The 16,300-nt window shown below is 42.1% G+C and carries 15 protein-coding genes and 1 pseudogene; 14 read left to right on the top strand and 2 right to left on the bottom strand.

Annotated features, from left to right (window positions below; translation table 11 throughout):
* Window positions 1-14 precede the first annotated feature (14 nt).
* From fur to tehA, 8 genes and pseudogenes are all read left to right on the top strand, one after another.
* Window positions 15-464 (top strand): ferric iron uptake transcriptional regulator, encoded by a 450-nt coding sequence (gene fur / locus DY200_RS06200; RefSeq protein WP_005598183.1) that lies wholly within the window; start codon window positions 15-17, stop codon window positions 462-464.
* 148 nt (window positions 465-612) lie between these two features.
* Window positions 613-3,279: a PqiB family protein gene (locus DY200_RS06195; protein ID WP_115587362.1), complete on the top strand. Its 2,667-nt coding sequence runs from the start codon at window positions 613-615 to the stop codon at window positions 3,277-3,279.
* 54 nt (window positions 3,280-3,333) lie between these two features.
* Window positions 3,334-3,843, top strand: coding sequence for an S-ribosylhomocysteine lyase (gene luxS, locus DY200_RS06190; RefSeq protein ID WP_005598178.1), 510 nt, complete (start codon window positions 3,334-3,336; stop codon window positions 3,841-3,843).
* Between the two features lie 105 nt (window positions 3,844-3,948).
* Window positions 3,949-5,793, top strand: coding sequence for an ABC transporter ATP-binding protein (locus DY200_RS06185; protein WP_115587361.1), 1,845 nt, complete (start codon window positions 3,949-3,951; stop codon window positions 5,791-5,793).
* 86 nt (window positions 5,794-5,879) lie between these two features.
* Window positions 5,880-6,443: a flavin reductase family protein gene (locus DY200_RS06180; protein ID WP_115587360.1), complete on the top strand. Its 564-nt coding sequence runs from the start codon at window positions 5,880-5,882 to the stop codon at window positions 6,441-6,443.
* A 12-nt stretch (window positions 6,444-6,455) separates the two neighbouring features.
* A pseudogene (locus DY200_RS10905) lies at window positions 6,456-6,503 on the top strand (SEC-C metal-binding domain-containing protein); the annotation flags it as partial.
* Between the two features lie 177 nt (window positions 6,504-6,680).
* A complete protein-coding gene (hxpB, locus tag DY200_RS06170) occupies window positions 6,681-7,331 on the top strand; it encodes a hexitol phosphatase HxpB (protein WP_115587359.1) in 651 nt (216 codons plus the stop codon).
* A 95-nt stretch (window positions 7,332-7,426) separates the two neighbouring features.
* Window positions 7,427-8,377, top strand: coding sequence for a dicarboxylate transporter/tellurite-resistance protein TehA (gene tehA / locus DY200_RS06165; RefSeq protein WP_115587358.1), 951 nt, complete (start codon window positions 7,427-7,429; stop codon window positions 8,375-8,377).
* Between the two features lie 78 nt (window positions 8,378-8,455).
* On the opposite strand, the gene DY200_RS06160 is transcribed toward tehA, so the two are convergent.
* Window positions 8,456-9,298, bottom strand: coding sequence for a DUF72 domain-containing protein (locus DY200_RS06160; protein WP_115587356.1), 843 nt, complete (start codon window positions 9,296-9,298; stop codon window positions 8,456-8,458).
* Window positions 9,292-10,002 carry a GNAT family N-acetyltransferase gene (locus DY200_RS06155; RefSeq protein ID WP_115587352.1) on the bottom strand — a complete coding sequence of 237 codons (711 nt, stop codon included), beginning with the start codon at window positions 10,000-10,002 and terminating at the stop codon, window positions 9,292-9,294. The genes DY200_RS06160 and DY200_RS06155 overlap by 7 nt, the downstream gene beginning before the upstream one ends.
* A 296-nt stretch (window positions 10,003-10,298) precedes the next feature.
* On the opposite strand from DY200_RS06155, the gene DY200_RS06150 reads away from it, so the two are divergent.
* The 6 genes from DY200_RS06150 (at window position 10,299) to fghA (ending at window position 16,274) form a co-directional block, all read left to right on the top strand.
* Window positions 10,299-12,326, top strand: a complete 2,028-nt coding sequence (locus DY200_RS06150; RefSeq protein WP_115587349.1) for a BCCT family transporter — start codon at window positions 10,299-10,301, stop codon at window positions 12,324-12,326.
* Window positions 12,327-12,480: 154 nt separating this feature from the next.
* A complete protein-coding gene (locus tag DY200_RS06145) occupies window positions 12,481-13,599 on the top strand; it encodes an S-(hydroxymethyl)glutathione dehydrogenase/class III alcohol dehydrogenase (protein ID WP_115587346.1) in 1,119 nt (372 codons plus the stop codon).
* A 149-nt stretch (window positions 13,600-13,748) separates the two neighbouring features.
* Window positions 13,749-14,009: a type II toxin-antitoxin system Phd/YefM family antitoxin gene (locus tag DY200_RS06140; RefSeq protein ID WP_115587342.1), complete on the top strand. Its 261-nt coding sequence runs from the start codon at window positions 13,749-13,751 to the stop codon at window positions 14,007-14,009.
* 8 nt (window positions 14,010-14,017) lie between these two features.
* Window positions 14,018-14,437 (top strand): type II toxin-antitoxin system VapC family toxin, encoded by a 420-nt coding sequence (locus DY200_RS06135; protein ID WP_115587340.1) that lies wholly within the window; start codon window positions 14,018-14,020, stop codon window positions 14,435-14,437.
* Window positions 14,438-14,607: 170 nt separating this feature from the next.
* Entirely contained in the window at window positions 14,608-15,402 is a 795-nt protein-coding gene (gene yghU / locus DY200_RS06130; protein WP_115587339.1) for a glutathione-dependent disulfide-bond oxidoreductase, read from the top strand.
* 14 nt (window positions 15,403-15,416) lie between these two features.
* Entirely contained in the window at window positions 15,417-16,274 is an 858-nt protein-coding gene (gene fghA, locus DY200_RS06125; protein WP_115587338.1) for an S-formylglutathione hydrolase, read from the top strand.
* Window positions 16,275-16,300 lie beyond the last annotated feature (26 nt).

Below are 16,300 nucleotides of genomic sequence, written 5' to 3'. Positions count from 1 at the left end.
AAGGGTAACAAGTTATGTCTGAAGAAAATGCAAAACTTCTTAAAAGTGTAGGTTTGAAAGTTACTGAGCCTCGTTTGACCATCCTTGCGTTAATGCAGCAACATCGCGAACAAATGCAACATTTTTCTGCCGAGGATATTTATAAAATTTTATTAGAGCAGGGTTCCGATATCGGTTTGGCAACGGTTTACCGCGTATTAAACCAATTTGAAGAGGTCGGTATTTTACTTCGCCATAACTTTGATGCGAATAAAGCGGTATTCGAGCTTAACGTAGAGCAAGAACACGATCATATTATCTGTATGGATTGCGGTAAGGTATTCGAGTTTAAAGATCCGGATATCGAACGCCGTCAGCGTGAAATCAGCGAACAGCACGGTATGAAATTAGCGACGCACAGTTTATATCTCTATGCGAAATGTAGCGATATTTCACATTGTGATTCTTCAAAAGATAAAAAATAATTTATCTTATCGTTCAGTATAAAGCAGACATATACCGAAGGTTTTTCAGGCCTTCGGTTTTGTGTTATCTAAAGGACATGAAATTAAGCGGTTGATTTTGTAAAATTTTTAGTAAAAACGACCGCTATCTGAAAGAGACCTCGATTTAATGACGGATAATATTTCACAGCCTGTAGAGGCCAAGGTTCGACAGCCTCGTAAAATCTCACCTTTTTGGTTACTACCAATCGTTGCTTTCGTGATTGGCGGATTGCTATTTTTCCAGATCCTTAAAGAGCAGGGCGAAATGATCACGATTCGTTTCAACGAAGGCGACGGGATCACCGCAGGAAAAACCGTCATTCGCTACCAAGGTTTGCAGATAGGGCAAGTGAAAAAAGTCTATTTTGTAGAAGATCTTAAAAAAGTCGAAGTGCAAGCGGAAGTGAATCCCGAAGCCAAATCCGTATTACGAGAACAAACCAAATTCTGGTTGGTAAAACCGAGTGCCTCGATTGCCGGCGTATCGGGCTTAGACGCGTTGGTTTCCGGTAACTATATTACGCTGTTACCGGGCGAAGGAAAAAGCAGCAACGAATTTATTGCGGAAGAAGAACCGCCGACAGTGGCGGTAACCGACGGCGATTTATTGATCCGTTTGATTTCGGATGATCTCGGCTCGATTACGGTCGGCGCAAGCGTTTATTTCCGTAAAGTACCGGTGGGAAGTATTGCGGATTATCGTTTTACTACTGATCAAAAGAAAGTCGAAATTGATGTCGTAATTGATAAAAAATATGCCAACTTAGTAAAACAAGATAGCCACTTTTGGAATATCAGCGGGATTAACGCCAATATCGGTTTATCCGGCGTATCGGTAAATGTCGATAGTATTGCTTCGGTAGTACAAGGTGCGGTAGCTTTTGATTCTCCGGATGAATCAAAGATTGCCGAGCAGGGACAAAAGTTTACGCTATACGAAAGTTTAAAATCGGCGCAACGAGGTAAAGAAATCCATGTCGTTATGCCGATAATGCCGAATTTAAAAGTGAATGAAACGCCGGTTTTCTATCAGAATATCCAAGTCGGCGTGCTTTCCGGTTTAGCTTTATCGGCGCCGAGTGATGAAAAAGACGCCAAAATGGAAAGTAAGCCGTTAGCGAAAGGTATGGCGCGAGGTACGCTGTTAATTGATCCGAATCATGTGGATTTATTTAAAAGCGGTACTAAAATTTTGCTAAAAGAACCTAAGTTTGCGTTAAATAAAGAACAAATCAGTAAAGTCGGAGAGTTGCTACGAGGGATTTACTTTGATATTAGTGCGGGCAAAGGCGAGCCTAAACTCGAATTTGAAGTGCAGAAGGAAGCGGATTATTTACTTTCTCGCCCGAATTTACTGGCACTAACTTTTACCGCACCGCAATCATATAGCGTTGATCAAGGACAAGGCATTTACTATAACGACGTACAAATCGGCGAATTGCTCAAACGTACTTTAACGTTAGAAGGGGTTACTTTCCAAGGGATTATTTATCCGCCTTATCGCCATTTAGTTGCCGCTAACAGTAAATTTGTGGCAATTTCAAATTTAGATGTATCGGTCGGCTTAGATGGGATGCGAGTGCAAGCCGGTTCGCCAAGCGACTGGTTAAAAGGCGGTATTCGTTTACTGACGAACAAAGCGCAGGGCGAAGCGAAAAAGCAGTACCCGCTTTATAAAGATGTTGAAAGTGCTGAAGCCGGTATTATTGATGATGAGAAAAAAACGACCTTAACCTTATCGGCTAACGATTTGTCCGGCATTGATAAAGGTTCTGTAGTGCTTTATCGAAATTTCCAAATCGGCGAAGTGCTGAAAGTACGCCCGCAAAAAAACAAATTTGATGTCGATTTATTTGTTGAGCCGGCATATCGCCATTTACTCAGTGATAAAAGCCGTTTCTGGATTGAGCCGGCGGTATCTGCCGAGCTTTCAATGAAAGGTTTAAACGTGCAAGCCGCACCGCTTATGCGTACTCTGAAAGGTGCAATCAGCTTTGATAACGGCGGCACTAAAGGCGATAAAACCTTATATGCCAGCCAAGCAAAAGCAACTTCAGGTAATACCCGTATTACTTTAATTGCGAAAGACGCCTCCAAACTCTCAAAAGGTATGGACATCAAATATATGGGATTAACCATCGGTCAGATTGAATCGCTTGAGTTGCAAAATGCAAAAAAACAGATAAAAGCGACCGCTTACATTGATAGCCAATATTATGCTTTGGTGGCGAAAGAAGGCAGCCGATTTAGTGCAATCTCGCCGGAAATTACCACCAGCGGCGTTAAAAATATTGATGCGGCGTTACAAAATTACATTAATGTCGATGCGGGCAACGGCAATCGTAAAACGCAATTTAGTTTAAGCGATACCGATACCAACAAAACCATTTATGCGAACGGCTTCCCGGTGATTGTGGAAACCAGTGATGCGCGTGGGATTGAAGCGGATGCGCCGGTACTTTACCGAGGGATGCAAGTGGGGATTGTGAAACGTCTAAATCTAAGTGAATTAGGCGACAGAGTGATGATTCACTTGAGTATCGAAAGTAAATACCAACATTTGGTGCGTAATAATACCGAATTCTGGGCGGCTTCCGGCTATACCATGGATGTCAGCCTACAAGGGGTGAGTATGAATTCGGGAACGATGTCGCAGTTATTAAAAGGTGGTATTGAATTCTCGACGCCATCGGGCAGAGTGGTGCAGCCGCAAGCAAAACCGAATCGCCACTTCTTATTACAACGTAAGATTCCGCAAGAAGCGCTTGAATGGGATCAAGGAATCGCAGAATAATTTCAGATATGGGGTAATCACCTTACCCCTTTAAGTTTTAAATTGGAGTAAAAAATGCCTTTATTAGATAGCTTTAAAGTGGATCACACTCGTATGAACGCACCGGCAGTGCGTGTTGCAAAAACGATGACGACGCCGAAGGGCGATACGATTACCGTATTCGATTTACGTTTTTGCCGTCCGAATATTGATATTTTACCGGTGCGTGGTATCCACACGATGGAACACTTATTTGCCGGCTTTATGCGTGATCATTTAAATAGTGAAAGTGTAGAAATTATTGATATTTCGCCGATGGGGTGCCGTACCGGTTTCTATATGTCGTTAATCGGTGCGCCAAGCGAAGCGGATGTGGTTTCGGCGTGGACAAAATCGATGGAAGATGCTTTAAATAAAGTACCGGACGTGTCAAAAATTCCGGAATTAAACGAATATCAATGCGGCTCTTATAAAGAGCATTCGCTTGAAGAAGCGCATCAAATCGCTCGTGATGTGTTAGCCAAGGGTATCGGCGTAAACCGTAACGAAGATTTAGCGCTTGATGAGAAATTATTAAATCCATAATCCTTCAAAAAGGCGTAATGTTTATTACGTCTTTTTCTTCTTAAAAATATATTTTAATCTTTGACAGACGCTTATGGCGTCTTTTAGTTTTTTCAGGAAAGTAAGATGTTCAACAAAATTTTTAGTTGGTTTGAAGCAAGGGTAGAGACTTACCCCGAAGCACCGCCGAAAACGCCCAAATCGGGAATAATCCCGTTTATTTTTGAAGCGACTAAAGGCATGCGAGGCTATTTAGTTATGCTGACCGTGTTAGTCGCTGCAGTCGGGATTATCGAAGCGGTGTTGTTTCAATTTATGGGCGAATTAGTCGATTGGGTGGCGCAATATACTCCGGCACAACTTTGGGCGGAGAAAAGCGGTAGTATTATTGCGATGTTTTGCATCGCCTTGTTAGGGATTTTATTCGTCTTTTTAGCGAGTAGCATCCGTTTCCAGTCGTTACAAGGTGTGTTCCCAATGCGTTTGCGCTGGAATTTCCACCGCTTAATGCTCGGTCAGAGTATGGGCTTTTATCAAGACGAATTTGCCGGACGAGTTTCGGCGAAAGTGATGCAAACCGCCCTTGCCGTGCGTGATGTGATTATGACCTGTGCCGATATGTTGGTCTATGTTGCGGTTTATCTAACGACTTCCAGTGTTATCCTTTTACAGTTTGACGGTTGGTTATTTTTACCGTTTATTCTATGGGTGATTGCATTGGCGGTGACGATCCGCATTTTCGTACCGAAATTGGCGGAAGCTGCACAAGAACAATCTGATGCACGCAGCTTAATGACCGGTCGTATTACCGATGCGTATTCAAATATCGCCACGGTAAAACTGTTCTCGCATGGCAATCGTGAGTCGGCTTATGCGAAAGAATCAATGCAGGAATTTATGGTTACCGTACATAAACAAATGCGTTTGGTGACCATCATCGAAACACTTACCAATGCAATGAGTATCGGTTTAATCGTTGCAACCGCCGGTATCGGTTTATGGTTATGGGGTGCAGAATTAGTTACTGCCGGTGCGATTGCCACTTCAACCGCATTAGCTTTACGTATTAAAGGCTTATCACAATGGATTATGTGGGAGTTTGCCCGTTTATTCGAAAACTTAGGCACGGTGCAAGACGGTATGCAAACCTTATCAAAACCGCATACGGTGGTGGATAAAGCGGATGCAAAACCACTTGAAGTTAGCAAAGGAGAAATTAAATTTGAACACGTCAATTTTGCGTATGATCCGAAAAAACCGTTACTTAAAGATTTTGAATTAACCATTAAAGCCGGTGAAAAAGTCGGTTTAGTCGGACGTAGCGGTGCAGGTAAATCCACGCTCACGAACTTATTGCTACGTTTTTACGATATTCAAAACGGTTCAATTACGATTGACGGGCAAAACGTACGAGATATTACCCAAGAGAGCCTTCGCTCACAAATCGGTTTAGTGACACAAGATACTTCGTTATTACATCGCTCGGTACGTGAAAACTTACTTTACGGTCGTCCGAATGCGACCGAGGAAGAAATGCTGAAAGCGGTAGAAAAAGCGGCAGCGGCGGAATTTATCCCGAATCTACAAGACGCGAAAGGCAGAACCGGTTTTGATGCGCACGTGGGTGAGCGAGGCGTAAAACTTTCCGGCGGTCAGCGCCAACGTATTGCGATTGCGCGAGTGATGTTAAAAGATGCGCCGATTCTATTATTGGACGAAGCAACCAGTGCGTTGGATTCGGAAGTGGAAGCGGCTATTCAAGAAAACTTAACCGAGTTAATGGACGGTAAAACGGTAGTGGCAATCGCTCACCGTCTTTCAACCATTATGGCGATGGATAGACTGATTGTGTTGGATAAAGGTGAAATTGTGGAACAAGGCAGCCACGAAGAATTATTGGCACAAAACGGCGTTTACGCTAAACTTTGGGCACACCAAAGCGGTGGCTTTTTAGCCGAAGATATTCATTAATCGCAAGCGGTCGGATTTGTAGAAAATTTTGTAAATCTGACCGCTTGTTTTATTCACTTAGATTTAAGCTTATTCACGAGGAAAAAATGGCGATTGTTTCTGTTCCGGTTGAAAAATCATATCGTTTACTTAATATCGGACCGACAACTTTGGTGTCGGCAAAAGCGGATAATATTGAAAACGTTATGGCGGTAGCTTGGTCTTGTGCCTTGGATTACGGTCCGCTTTCTAAGGTAACGACCGTGTTAGATAAGCAGGCATTTACTCGTGGATTAGTAGAGAAAAGCGGTTTATTTGCAATTCAAATTCCGGTGGCAAATCAGGCGGAATTAGTACTGAAACTCGGTTCGACTTCACGCCGTACTGATCCGCATAAATTGGATAATGTAGAGATTTTTTATCAAGACGGTTTTGATATTCCGTTAGTAAAAGGTTGCGCCGGTTGGATTTTATGCGAATTGATCCGTAATCCGGAGAACCAACAAGATCACGATCTTTTTATCGGAAAAGTATTAGCGGCTTATGCTGATGATCGCGTGTTTAAAGATAATCATTGGATTTTTGATCAAGCGACAAATGACTTACGCTCGTTACATTATGTTGCCGGCGGACAGTTTTATCTGATTGGCGAAAGTTTAGATGTTAAGTAATATTTATATTATCCGTGCGGCAGTGGTAAAAAATACCAAAAATGCTGTATGAAGCAATAATCTGCCGGATTCTGTTTATTTTATACCTTGTATATCGCAAGGTATTTTTTTGCAAAAAATCCGATAAATCAGACCGCTTTTTGATCGTAGCCAAGAGATACGAAATAATTGCTATAACCTTAAGAGTCGGATCTCGTACAATATTTCATTTGCGATATTTACAGTGAGGGGAAAGAGATGAAAAAGGCATTTATTTTTGATATGGACGGGGTATTAATTGATTCCGAGCCGTTATGGCAACAAACGGAGTTGGAGCTTTTACACGGTTACGGTATTCCGATTACCGAACAGGAATTGGCTCGAACACGAGGCATGCCGTCCGTACTGGTATTACGTTATGCAAGTGAGTTATACCAAAAACCGTTAGATATTGAAAAAGTGGCTCAAGAGCTGTTAGATGCGGCAATTAGCAATATTTTAAAAGCTAAACCATTGATGAGCGGCGTAGCGGAAACCCTAGAATTGCTTGCACAGAATGATATTAAAATCGCGATTGCTTCCGCATCGCCGCGCTATATGTTGGAAAATATTATCGAAAGCTGCAGTATTGCGGACTATTTTAGCTATATCGCCTCCGGTGCGGAATTGCCATACAGTAAACCGCATCCGGCGGTCTATTTACAGGCGGCGAAAGGTTTAGGTATCGAGCCTGCCGAATGTGTCGGCATTGAAGATTCTAAACCGGGTATGATTTCAGTGAAAGCCGCTTCGATGAGCTGTATCGTGATCCCTAATGAATTAGATTTTCACGAAAATTATTGGGCGTTAGCCGATTTTAAATTAGCGAAAATGAATGAAATCAATCAGCAATTTTTAGCGCAACTTTAATTTACATTTTGTCGCAAGCGGTCGTAAATCTGGCAAAATTTACGACCGCTTGCGCATTTATTCGGTTTGAAAAACAGAGAGATTAAAAAGGAATCATGATGACAAAAACGTTTCCCATTCCGGTCAATTACTTAGGAATGGTGCTCGGGCTTGCCGGACTCGGTTTAGCGTGGCGTTATGCGGCGACAATTTTGGCAATTCCGACATTTATCGGCGAATCGATTTTAGCGGTTGCAAGCTTAGTTTGGGCAAGTTTGATTAGCGTTTATCTCTATAAATGGCTGAAGTATCCCGAGTTAGCCAAAGCGGAACTGGCTCACCCGATTATGGGTTGTTTTGTCAGTCTGACGATGATTACTTCATTACTCATAGCGATTGCAATTCAGCCCTATAGTTTATTAATCAGTCGTATTTTATTAGTCGGCGGCATTATCGGGCAGGTAGGTTTTGCAATGTTGCGTATCGGTAAGCTGTGGCAAGGTAATCATCCGACCGAAGCTACTACACCGGTACTTTATTTGCCGTTGGTGGCGGCGAATTTTGTCAGTGCCAATGCGTTAGGTATGGCGGGGCAAAATGAATTCGGGATGATTTTCCTCGGTGCCGGCGTATTTTCTTGGTTCTGCTTAGAACCGGCGGTACAACAACGTTTACGTAATTTAGAACCCGTTCCGCCGGCAGTCCGTTCGGTGTTCGGTATTCAGTTCGCACCGGCTTTCGTCTGCTGCTCGGCGTACTTTAGCTTAAATGGCGGTAAAATAGATAATTTCGTTTATTTGCTTATCGGCTATGGGCTTTTACAATTCCTATTGTTAGCCAAATTACTACCGTGGATTATGCAAAACGGCATATCCATGGGGCTTTGGTCTTTCTCGTTCGGCGCCGCTTCAATGGCGGGCGTAGGACTACATTTCTATCGCGAATTATCGGCTAAACCGATTGCAGTGCTAGGAATGGTAATGTTTATTATCGGCTCGACAGTAATTTTAGCGTTAGCTTTAATGACGTTACGGCTCATTGCCACAAACAGATTTTTACTGAAATAGGATTGTGTTTAGTTGGCTTACAAGCGGTCGGATTTGCAAAGAAATTTGCGAATTTAACCGCTTGTTTATTTTGTTACGTCAAAATAGTACGCCCTGTTCTCCCGCCGTTTTATCAATTTCAGTTTTTACTTCAAAATTCAGTTCGGCTAAATAGCCTTTTAAGGTGGCGATATTGTAAAACGAGTGGTTGTTCGTCGTGTTTTGAAAATAGATATACAGCTGTTCAAATGATGAATGATGCTGATGAAGTAAGTTTGCCAATTGTTGCAGTTCCGGGTCGGAATAGCGGTAGTCATGTCGTTGTTGAGCAGTTTCCGCTTTCCACCAATTCGGGTTACGTCCATGTAAACGCAAATAGGCAATTTTTTGATTACTATAAAAATGGAACGGCGGTAGTCCGATATTTGCCGGGTAATCAACATTACACCAAATTAAATTCGGCTGTTTGGCAAAGGCTTGTTTTACTGTCGAGATATGCCAACTATTGTGTCGAAATTCAATGGCAAGCGGAAAACCGTTAAACCATTTGGTCAGTTGTGCCAAATATAAGCGATTGGCGGTGGTACGTTCAAAGGTATGTGGAAATTGCACGAACAGATTTGCCAAGCAATTTCGTTCGATTAATGGCTGTAACGCATTTAAAAACAGCTTTGCTTGTGCTTCGTTTGCCGTGCGTTGATGACTGAAATCTTGATGCAATTTTGCCGAAAATTTTAATCTATCTTCCGCTTTCTCAGTCATTCCTTGTAAGGCTTTTTCGCCGATAGGCGCATGAAAAGTACTATTGATCTCAATAGTGTCATAATGGCGGCTATAAATATTTAAAAAATCGGTTTTAGACGTACCGTGCGGATAAAGCGTGCCGATCAGATCGGTATCGCTATATCCGCCCGTACCGAGATAAATTTTCGGCATTAACATTTTCCTAAAGCTAAAATTTGTTGTCCGTTTTCATCGAAATTATTCGGATTTAACCATTTTTCTAATCTTTGTTTATTCGCTTGCCATTCGCAATCAAGTAATGAAAACCAAGCGGTATCTCGACTGCGTTGTTTATAGACGACTAATTGGCGGAATGTGCCTTCGTGACGAAAGCCCAAACGTTCGGCACAGCGATAAGACGGTTGATTAAGAGAATCGCATTTCCATTCATAACGGCGATATTGCAGCGTTTCAAATACATATTGCATTACTAAAAATTGAGCTTCCGTTGCAATTCTGCTACGTTGTAACTGTTCGGAATAGATTACCCAACCCATTTCAATGACTCGATTTTGTCTATCAACACGCATTAAAGCGAAAGTGCCGAGCAATTTATCCGTTTGTTTATCGAAAATGGCGAAATAATACGGATCTTGCGATTGAGCCATATCGGTGAGGTATGAGTATAATGTTTGTTTATTTGAGAAGGGTTCAATCGGAAGATAAGTCCAGTATTGTAGGGGGCTTTCGCTACCATAAAGTTGCCAGAGGACTTCAAGATATTGAGGATTTTTCAGTATTTCCGTATCCAATTTTTTGACAACGGCATATTGTCCGATTAATTGTTTAATTTGTGGAGATTGTCCCTCAGTAAAGTGAACCATCGAATCACCAATCGGTTGCTTAAATTTGTTATATCTCATCGGTTGTTCCTTGCAAAACTAAAGTAAGACGATTCTAAAGCTAAATAACTGGCTTTACAAAAAGTTTTAGGAATTTAACCGCTATTTAAACGCGGATAATAACCCTAAAAATAAATTAAAATGCTAAAGATTTGCATAAAAATGAGATTTTGTGCTAAGGTATATCAGTTTTAATCAGTCTGAACAATCCTTGTTCGTCAATTAAGGGTGTCTGTGCCTTTTCTTTCGGTTCCGTTCGAACCTTCTTCATCTGTTATAGAACACTGTTTTAATCTTAAATCGACAAAGGAGTATTTATGAAACTCACGGCATTTTTACGTGATAAATCATCATTTAATCCGTTTGTAACGAGTATCACTTTATTCATTGTTATTTTACTTGTTGCCTTTACTTTGCTCTTACCCGGCCAAACCCAAACGGTATTGGATTGGTTAAAAGCGACAATTTTCCAACATTTCAGTTGGTTTTATATTTTAGTCGGATCGTTATTTTTATTTTTCTTGATTTTTGTGTCGTTGAGCAGTTTCGGCAATATCAAGTTAGGTACGAATGAAGAAGAACCGGAATTTCACTTTATGTCTTGGATGGCAATGTTATTTGCCGCCGGAATGGGGGTGGGATTAATGTTTTTCGGGGTTGCCGAACCGCTTTCGCATTATGTGTCCGGTATCAGTAGCGGTAGTACCGAGCAGCAGGCGCAACAAGCCTTATTACACACGGTATTTCACTGGGGAATGCACGCTTGGGCGATTTACGGTGTGATTGCACTGGCTCTTGCCTATTTCGGTTTCCGTTATAAATTACCGTTAGCATTACGTTCTTGTTTTTATCCGCTGTTAAAAGATCGTATTAACGGACGTTTAGGTGATGTGATCGATATTATGGCATTGGTTGCTACGCTCTTCGGTATTATTACTACACTTGGTTTTGGTGCGGCACAGTTAGGATCAGGTTTGGTTGCGCTGGGTTGGTTAAACGAAAGCGGTTTTGGGCTGCAAATCGGTGTAATTATCACCGTGATGACTCTTGCGATTTTGTCAGCGATTTCAGGCGTAGGAAAAGGCGTAAAAATTTTAAGCGAAACCAATTTAGGATTAGCCGGATTCTTATTGTTATTTGTGTTAATTAGCGGTCCGACACTATATTTATTATCAGCGTTTAGCGAGAACATCGGTACTTATTTTAGCCAGTTAGTTCAACTGAGTTTTAAGACTTATGCCTATGAGAGTAAGCAAACGGGATGGTTTAATGCTTGGACAATTCTTTATTGGGCTTGGTGGTGTTCATGGGCGCCGTTTGTCGGACTGTTTATCGCTCGAATTTCGCGCGGTAGAACCATTCGCGAATTTGTATTCGGCGTGTTAGCCATTCCGAGCTTATTCGGCATTTTATGGTTTACCGTATTTGGTAACAGTGCGATTTGGCTGGATAACAATGTCGCACAGGGTATGTTATCCGGTTTGATTTCAACGCCGGAAACCTTACTGTTTAAGTTCCTTGAGTATTTACCGTTTTCAGGTTTAACCAGTTTTATTGCGTTGGTTAGTATTGCGTTATTTTTTATCACATCAGCGGATTCGGGGATTTATGTGCTGAACAATATTGCCTCTCGTGATAAAAGTTTAGCTTCGCCACGTTGGCAAGCAATGATGTGGGGCATATTAATGGCGGTGGTTGCTATTACCTTACTTGGTTCGGGAGGCTTAGCGACCTTACAAACAATGACATTAATTACCGCATTACCTTTTGCAATATTGATGGTAATCGTATGTGTAAGTTTAATGAAAGCCTTAGCGGTGGATAAAAAATATTTCGAGGCGAAATTTAATCCGACTACGGTATTATGGTCCGGCGAAAATTGGAAAACTCGCCTCAATCAAATGCTGAACCAGACTGAAGATAAGGATATTTTAAAATTCCTAAAACATACCGCTTTGCCGGCAATGCGAGAATTACGCCGAGAACTGATTGCGGAATACGATCTGAATGTGGATGTGATTACTAAATTCGATGAAGACGAACCGGCGGTCGAGTTTGTGATTCATACCGAATCGTTACAAGACTTTATGTATGGGATTCGTTCGGTCGGTCATCAAGTTTCCGAGCAATTAATCAATGACGAGCATTTACCGCATATTCAAAACGAAACCACTTACGAGCCGTTAAGTTATTTCTTTGACGGACGTAACGGCTACGACGTGCAATATATGACGCATAATGAAATCATTGCCGATATTCTGAAACATTATGAGCGTTATCTCAGCTTGTTACGCGATGTCGGTCAAGAGTTAATGTCACATGAACCGACCGAATTGGCGGAGTAGATCGGTAAACGTAAGCGGTCAAATTTGCTGATTTTTTAGTAAGTTTAGACATCATTTACAGTTATAATCCTTATAAGAAAAGATGATTATATTTTATATCTCAGTATAGGATAAAATAATAAAATAGACTTTTTACGATAATAGGAAAGCAATCATGGAATTTATCAAAACTCGTGCGGCGGTCGCTTGGGCGCCGAATGAACCGTTAAAAATTGAAGAATTGGATTTAATGCCGCCGCAAAAAGGCGAAGTATTAGTCCGTTTAGTGGCAACCGGTGTGTGTCATACCGATGCTTATACCCTTTCCGGTCAAGATAGCGAAGGTGTGTTTCCGTGCGTACTTGGTCACGAAGGTGCAGGGATTGTGGAAGCAGTCGGTGAAGGTGTTACCGATTTTAAAGTGGGTGATCACGTTATTCCGCTTTACACTGCAGAATGTCGTAAATGTAAATTCTGTTTATCGGGCAAAACCAACCTTTGTTCGGCAGTACGTGAAACCCAAGGTAAAGGCTTAATGCCGGACGGTACGGTGCGTTTCTTTAAAGACGGTCAGCCGATTTTCCACTATATGGGGACTTCAACTTTCTCTGAATATACGGTGGTTTCCGAATACTCATTAGCAAAAATTCAGGAAAATGCACCGCTTGATGAAGTGTGTTTACTTGGTTGCGGTGTTACCACCGGTATCGGTGCGGTAACCCGTACTGCAAAAGTGAAAAAAGGCGATACGGTCGCAGTCTTTGGTTTAGGCGGTATCGGCTTAGCGGCAATTATCGGGGCAAGAATGGCGGGCGCAGGCCGTATTATTGCGATCGACATTAATCCGGCTAAATTTGAGAAAGCTAAAGAACTTGGTGCAACGGATTGTATCAACCCGAAAGATTACGATAAGCCAATCCAAAATGTGATTATCGAGATGACCGATGGCGGTGTGGATTTCTCATTTGAATGTGTGGGTAACGTGGATTTAATGCGTTCAGCGTTAGAATGTTGCCACAAAGGTTGGGGTGAAAGTATCATCATCGGTGTCGCACCGGCAGGTGCGGAAATCCGTACTCGTCCGTTCCAATTAGTGACAGGTCGTGTATGGCGTGGTTCGGCATTCGGCGGCGTGAAAGGACGTACCGAATTACCGGGCATTATCGACCAATTTATGAAAGGCGAATTTAAATTGCGTGATTTCATCACTCACACTATGCCATTGGAAGACATCAACAAAGCCTTCGATTTAATGCACGAAGGTAAATCAATCCGCACGGTGATTCATTTCTAATTTAATAATATAAGGGGCGTAAGCCCCTTTTGTTTTTCCTATCGAATTTCTTCTCTCAAAATTTCCCTACCATTTTTTAACAGGCTTGCGAATGTTCATAAAATAGACTATTATTTTTGTAGCAACTTAGCTACAAAAGGAGAAATAATATGAAAATTATAACCAGCCGTGAATTTAATCAAAATCTTGGCAAAGCTCAAAAAGCCGCACTTACCGCCCCTGTAATTATCACCAACCGAGGCGAGCCGGCGTTTGTGTTGATGACATACAAAAACTATGAACAGCAATATCAACCCAAAACCTTTCGCAGTATTGGGGAAGCATTAGCTGATCCTAATCCCGAAGCTGCCGATGTTGAGCTTGAATTGCAACCTCGTAGCCGTGGACAACGCCGTCCGGTAGAATTTTAGGGGGAAAAATGTATTTACTTGATACTAATTTAATCAGTGAAATTCGCAAGATGAAGCAAGGTAAATGCAATGCGGGCGTAGCGGAATGGGTTGAGAGTACATCATCAGAATTGATAAAAACCAATGCGATTGTAATGATGGAAATTGAACGAGGGATTTTATCAATGGAGCGTAAAGATATTGCTCAAGGTAAAGTATTACGTCGTTGGTTTGATGAGCTGGTTAAACCGACGTTTGCAGGCAAAGTCTTGACCATTGATGAAGAAACCGCTCGCATTTGTGCCAAATTGCATATTCCCGATCATGCTCCTGAAAATGATGCGTGGATTGCAGCGACTGCAATTCAACACAATCTGATTTTAGTCACTCGCAATGTGGCGGATTTTGCAAAAACCGGTGTGCGAGTGTTTAATCCATTCCAAGAGTAATCACATTCTCATCAGCAAAATGGGCAGAAACTCTGCCTATTTTTATCTTCGATCTATATAACCAGACATCAATCCGTTTTATATTAAACATCAGAAAAAGTGATTAGCCTTTATAACTTAACAAGCGGTAAAATTTACACAATTTTTTGCAAATTCAATGGAGAAAAGCAATGACAATCGAATATCAACCGCCAAAAGTATGGCAATGGGAAGCACCAAACGGCGGACAATTTGCTAATATCAATCGCCCGACTTCAGGCGCTTTATTTGAACAGCATTTACCGAAAGGCGAACACGATTTACAACTTTATTCTCTCGGTACACCAAACGGCGTAAAAGTTACCGTTATGCTTGAGGAATTGTTAGAACTTGGCATCGAAAAAGCCGCTTATGATCTGTTTCTGATCGATATTAGACAGGGCGATCAATTCGGTTCGGATTTTGTGGCGATTAACCCGAATTCAAAAATTCCGGCATTACTCGATTACAGCCGTGAAAAACCGCAGCCGGTATTTGAAAGCGGTGCGATTTTGCTTTATTTAGCGGAAAAATTTAACGCGTTCTTACCGACCGATTTCAGCGAACGTACCGAATGTTTGTCTTGGTTATTTTGGCAAATGGCAAGTGCGCCTTACGTGGGCGGCGGTTTCGGGCATTTCTACAAATATGCACCGACTAAGCAAGAGTATCCGATCAATCGTTTTACTCTTGAAACGAAACGCCAATTGGATTTGTTAAATAAACAGCTTGCCGACAAAAACTATATTTGCGGTGAACATTACAGCATTGCCGATATTGCAATTTGGGGCTGGTATGGACAAATCGTGTTAAATCGCGTGTATGACGCTGCTGAATTTTTAGCGGTACACGAATATCCGCACCTGATGCGTTGGGCGGAACAGATTGCTAACCGTCCGGCTGTGATTCGTGCCTTAGCAAAAGAATATCGTCCGATTAAACCGTAAAAAAAGGGAGAAAAATGACCGCTCTTACTCAACTTGCCCGCTATAAAATGTTTGGCGGCTATCACGAACGTTATACGCATTATTCAAACAGCACCCACTGTGAAATGACTTTTGCCATCTATTTGCCGCCGCAAGTGGAACAAGGGCAAAAAGTACCGGTGCTTTATTGGCTTTCAGGGCTGACTTGTACCGATGAAAACTTTGCCACCAAAGCCGGTGCGCAACAATTTGCCGCCCGGTACGGTATTGCTATTGTGATGCCGGATACCTCTCCCCGTGGCGAAAATGTGGCAAATGATGAAGGCTATGATTTAGGTCAAGGTGCCGGTTTCTACCTCAATGCCACCCAACAACCATGGGCTACGCATTTCAGAATGTACGATTACATTGTACAAGAACTGCCGGCACTTATTGAGGCAAACTTCCCGGTTAGCGATAAACGTTCGATTTCAGGTCACAGTATGGGCGGACACGGTGCGATCCAAATCGGTCTAAAGAATCCTGATCGTTACTGTGCGATCTCGGCTTTCTCGCCGATCGTTACCCCAAGCCAAGTGCCGTGGGGACAAAAAGCCTTCACCGCTTATTTAGGCGAAAATCAGACCGCTTGGGCGGAATATGACAGCTTTGCGTTATTAGATAACGTATCGCCAATCCGCCCTATTTTGATTGAACAAGGACTTGCCGATAGCTTCTATCCAACCCAATTACAACCGGAAATGTTTACCGAAAAAGCGCAAAAGCTAGGCTTTGATGTGACGCTCAATTTGCACGAAGGCTATGATCACAGCTATTTCTTTATCGCGAGTTTTATCGAAAAACATATCGCATTTCATGCAAAAGCGTTAATGGAATCACAGAAAGATCGCTAAGAAGAATACTGATTACAAGTAAGCGG

The sequence above is a fragment of the Actinobacillus lignieresii genome (assembly GCF_900444945.1).
Lineage (GTDB): Bacteria > Pseudomonadota > Gammaproteobacteria > Enterobacterales > Pasteurellaceae > Actinobacillus > Actinobacillus lignieresii.
The sequence above is the reverse complement of the archived record's forward strand: the minus strand, read 5'-3'. Positions and strand labels throughout refer to the sequence as shown.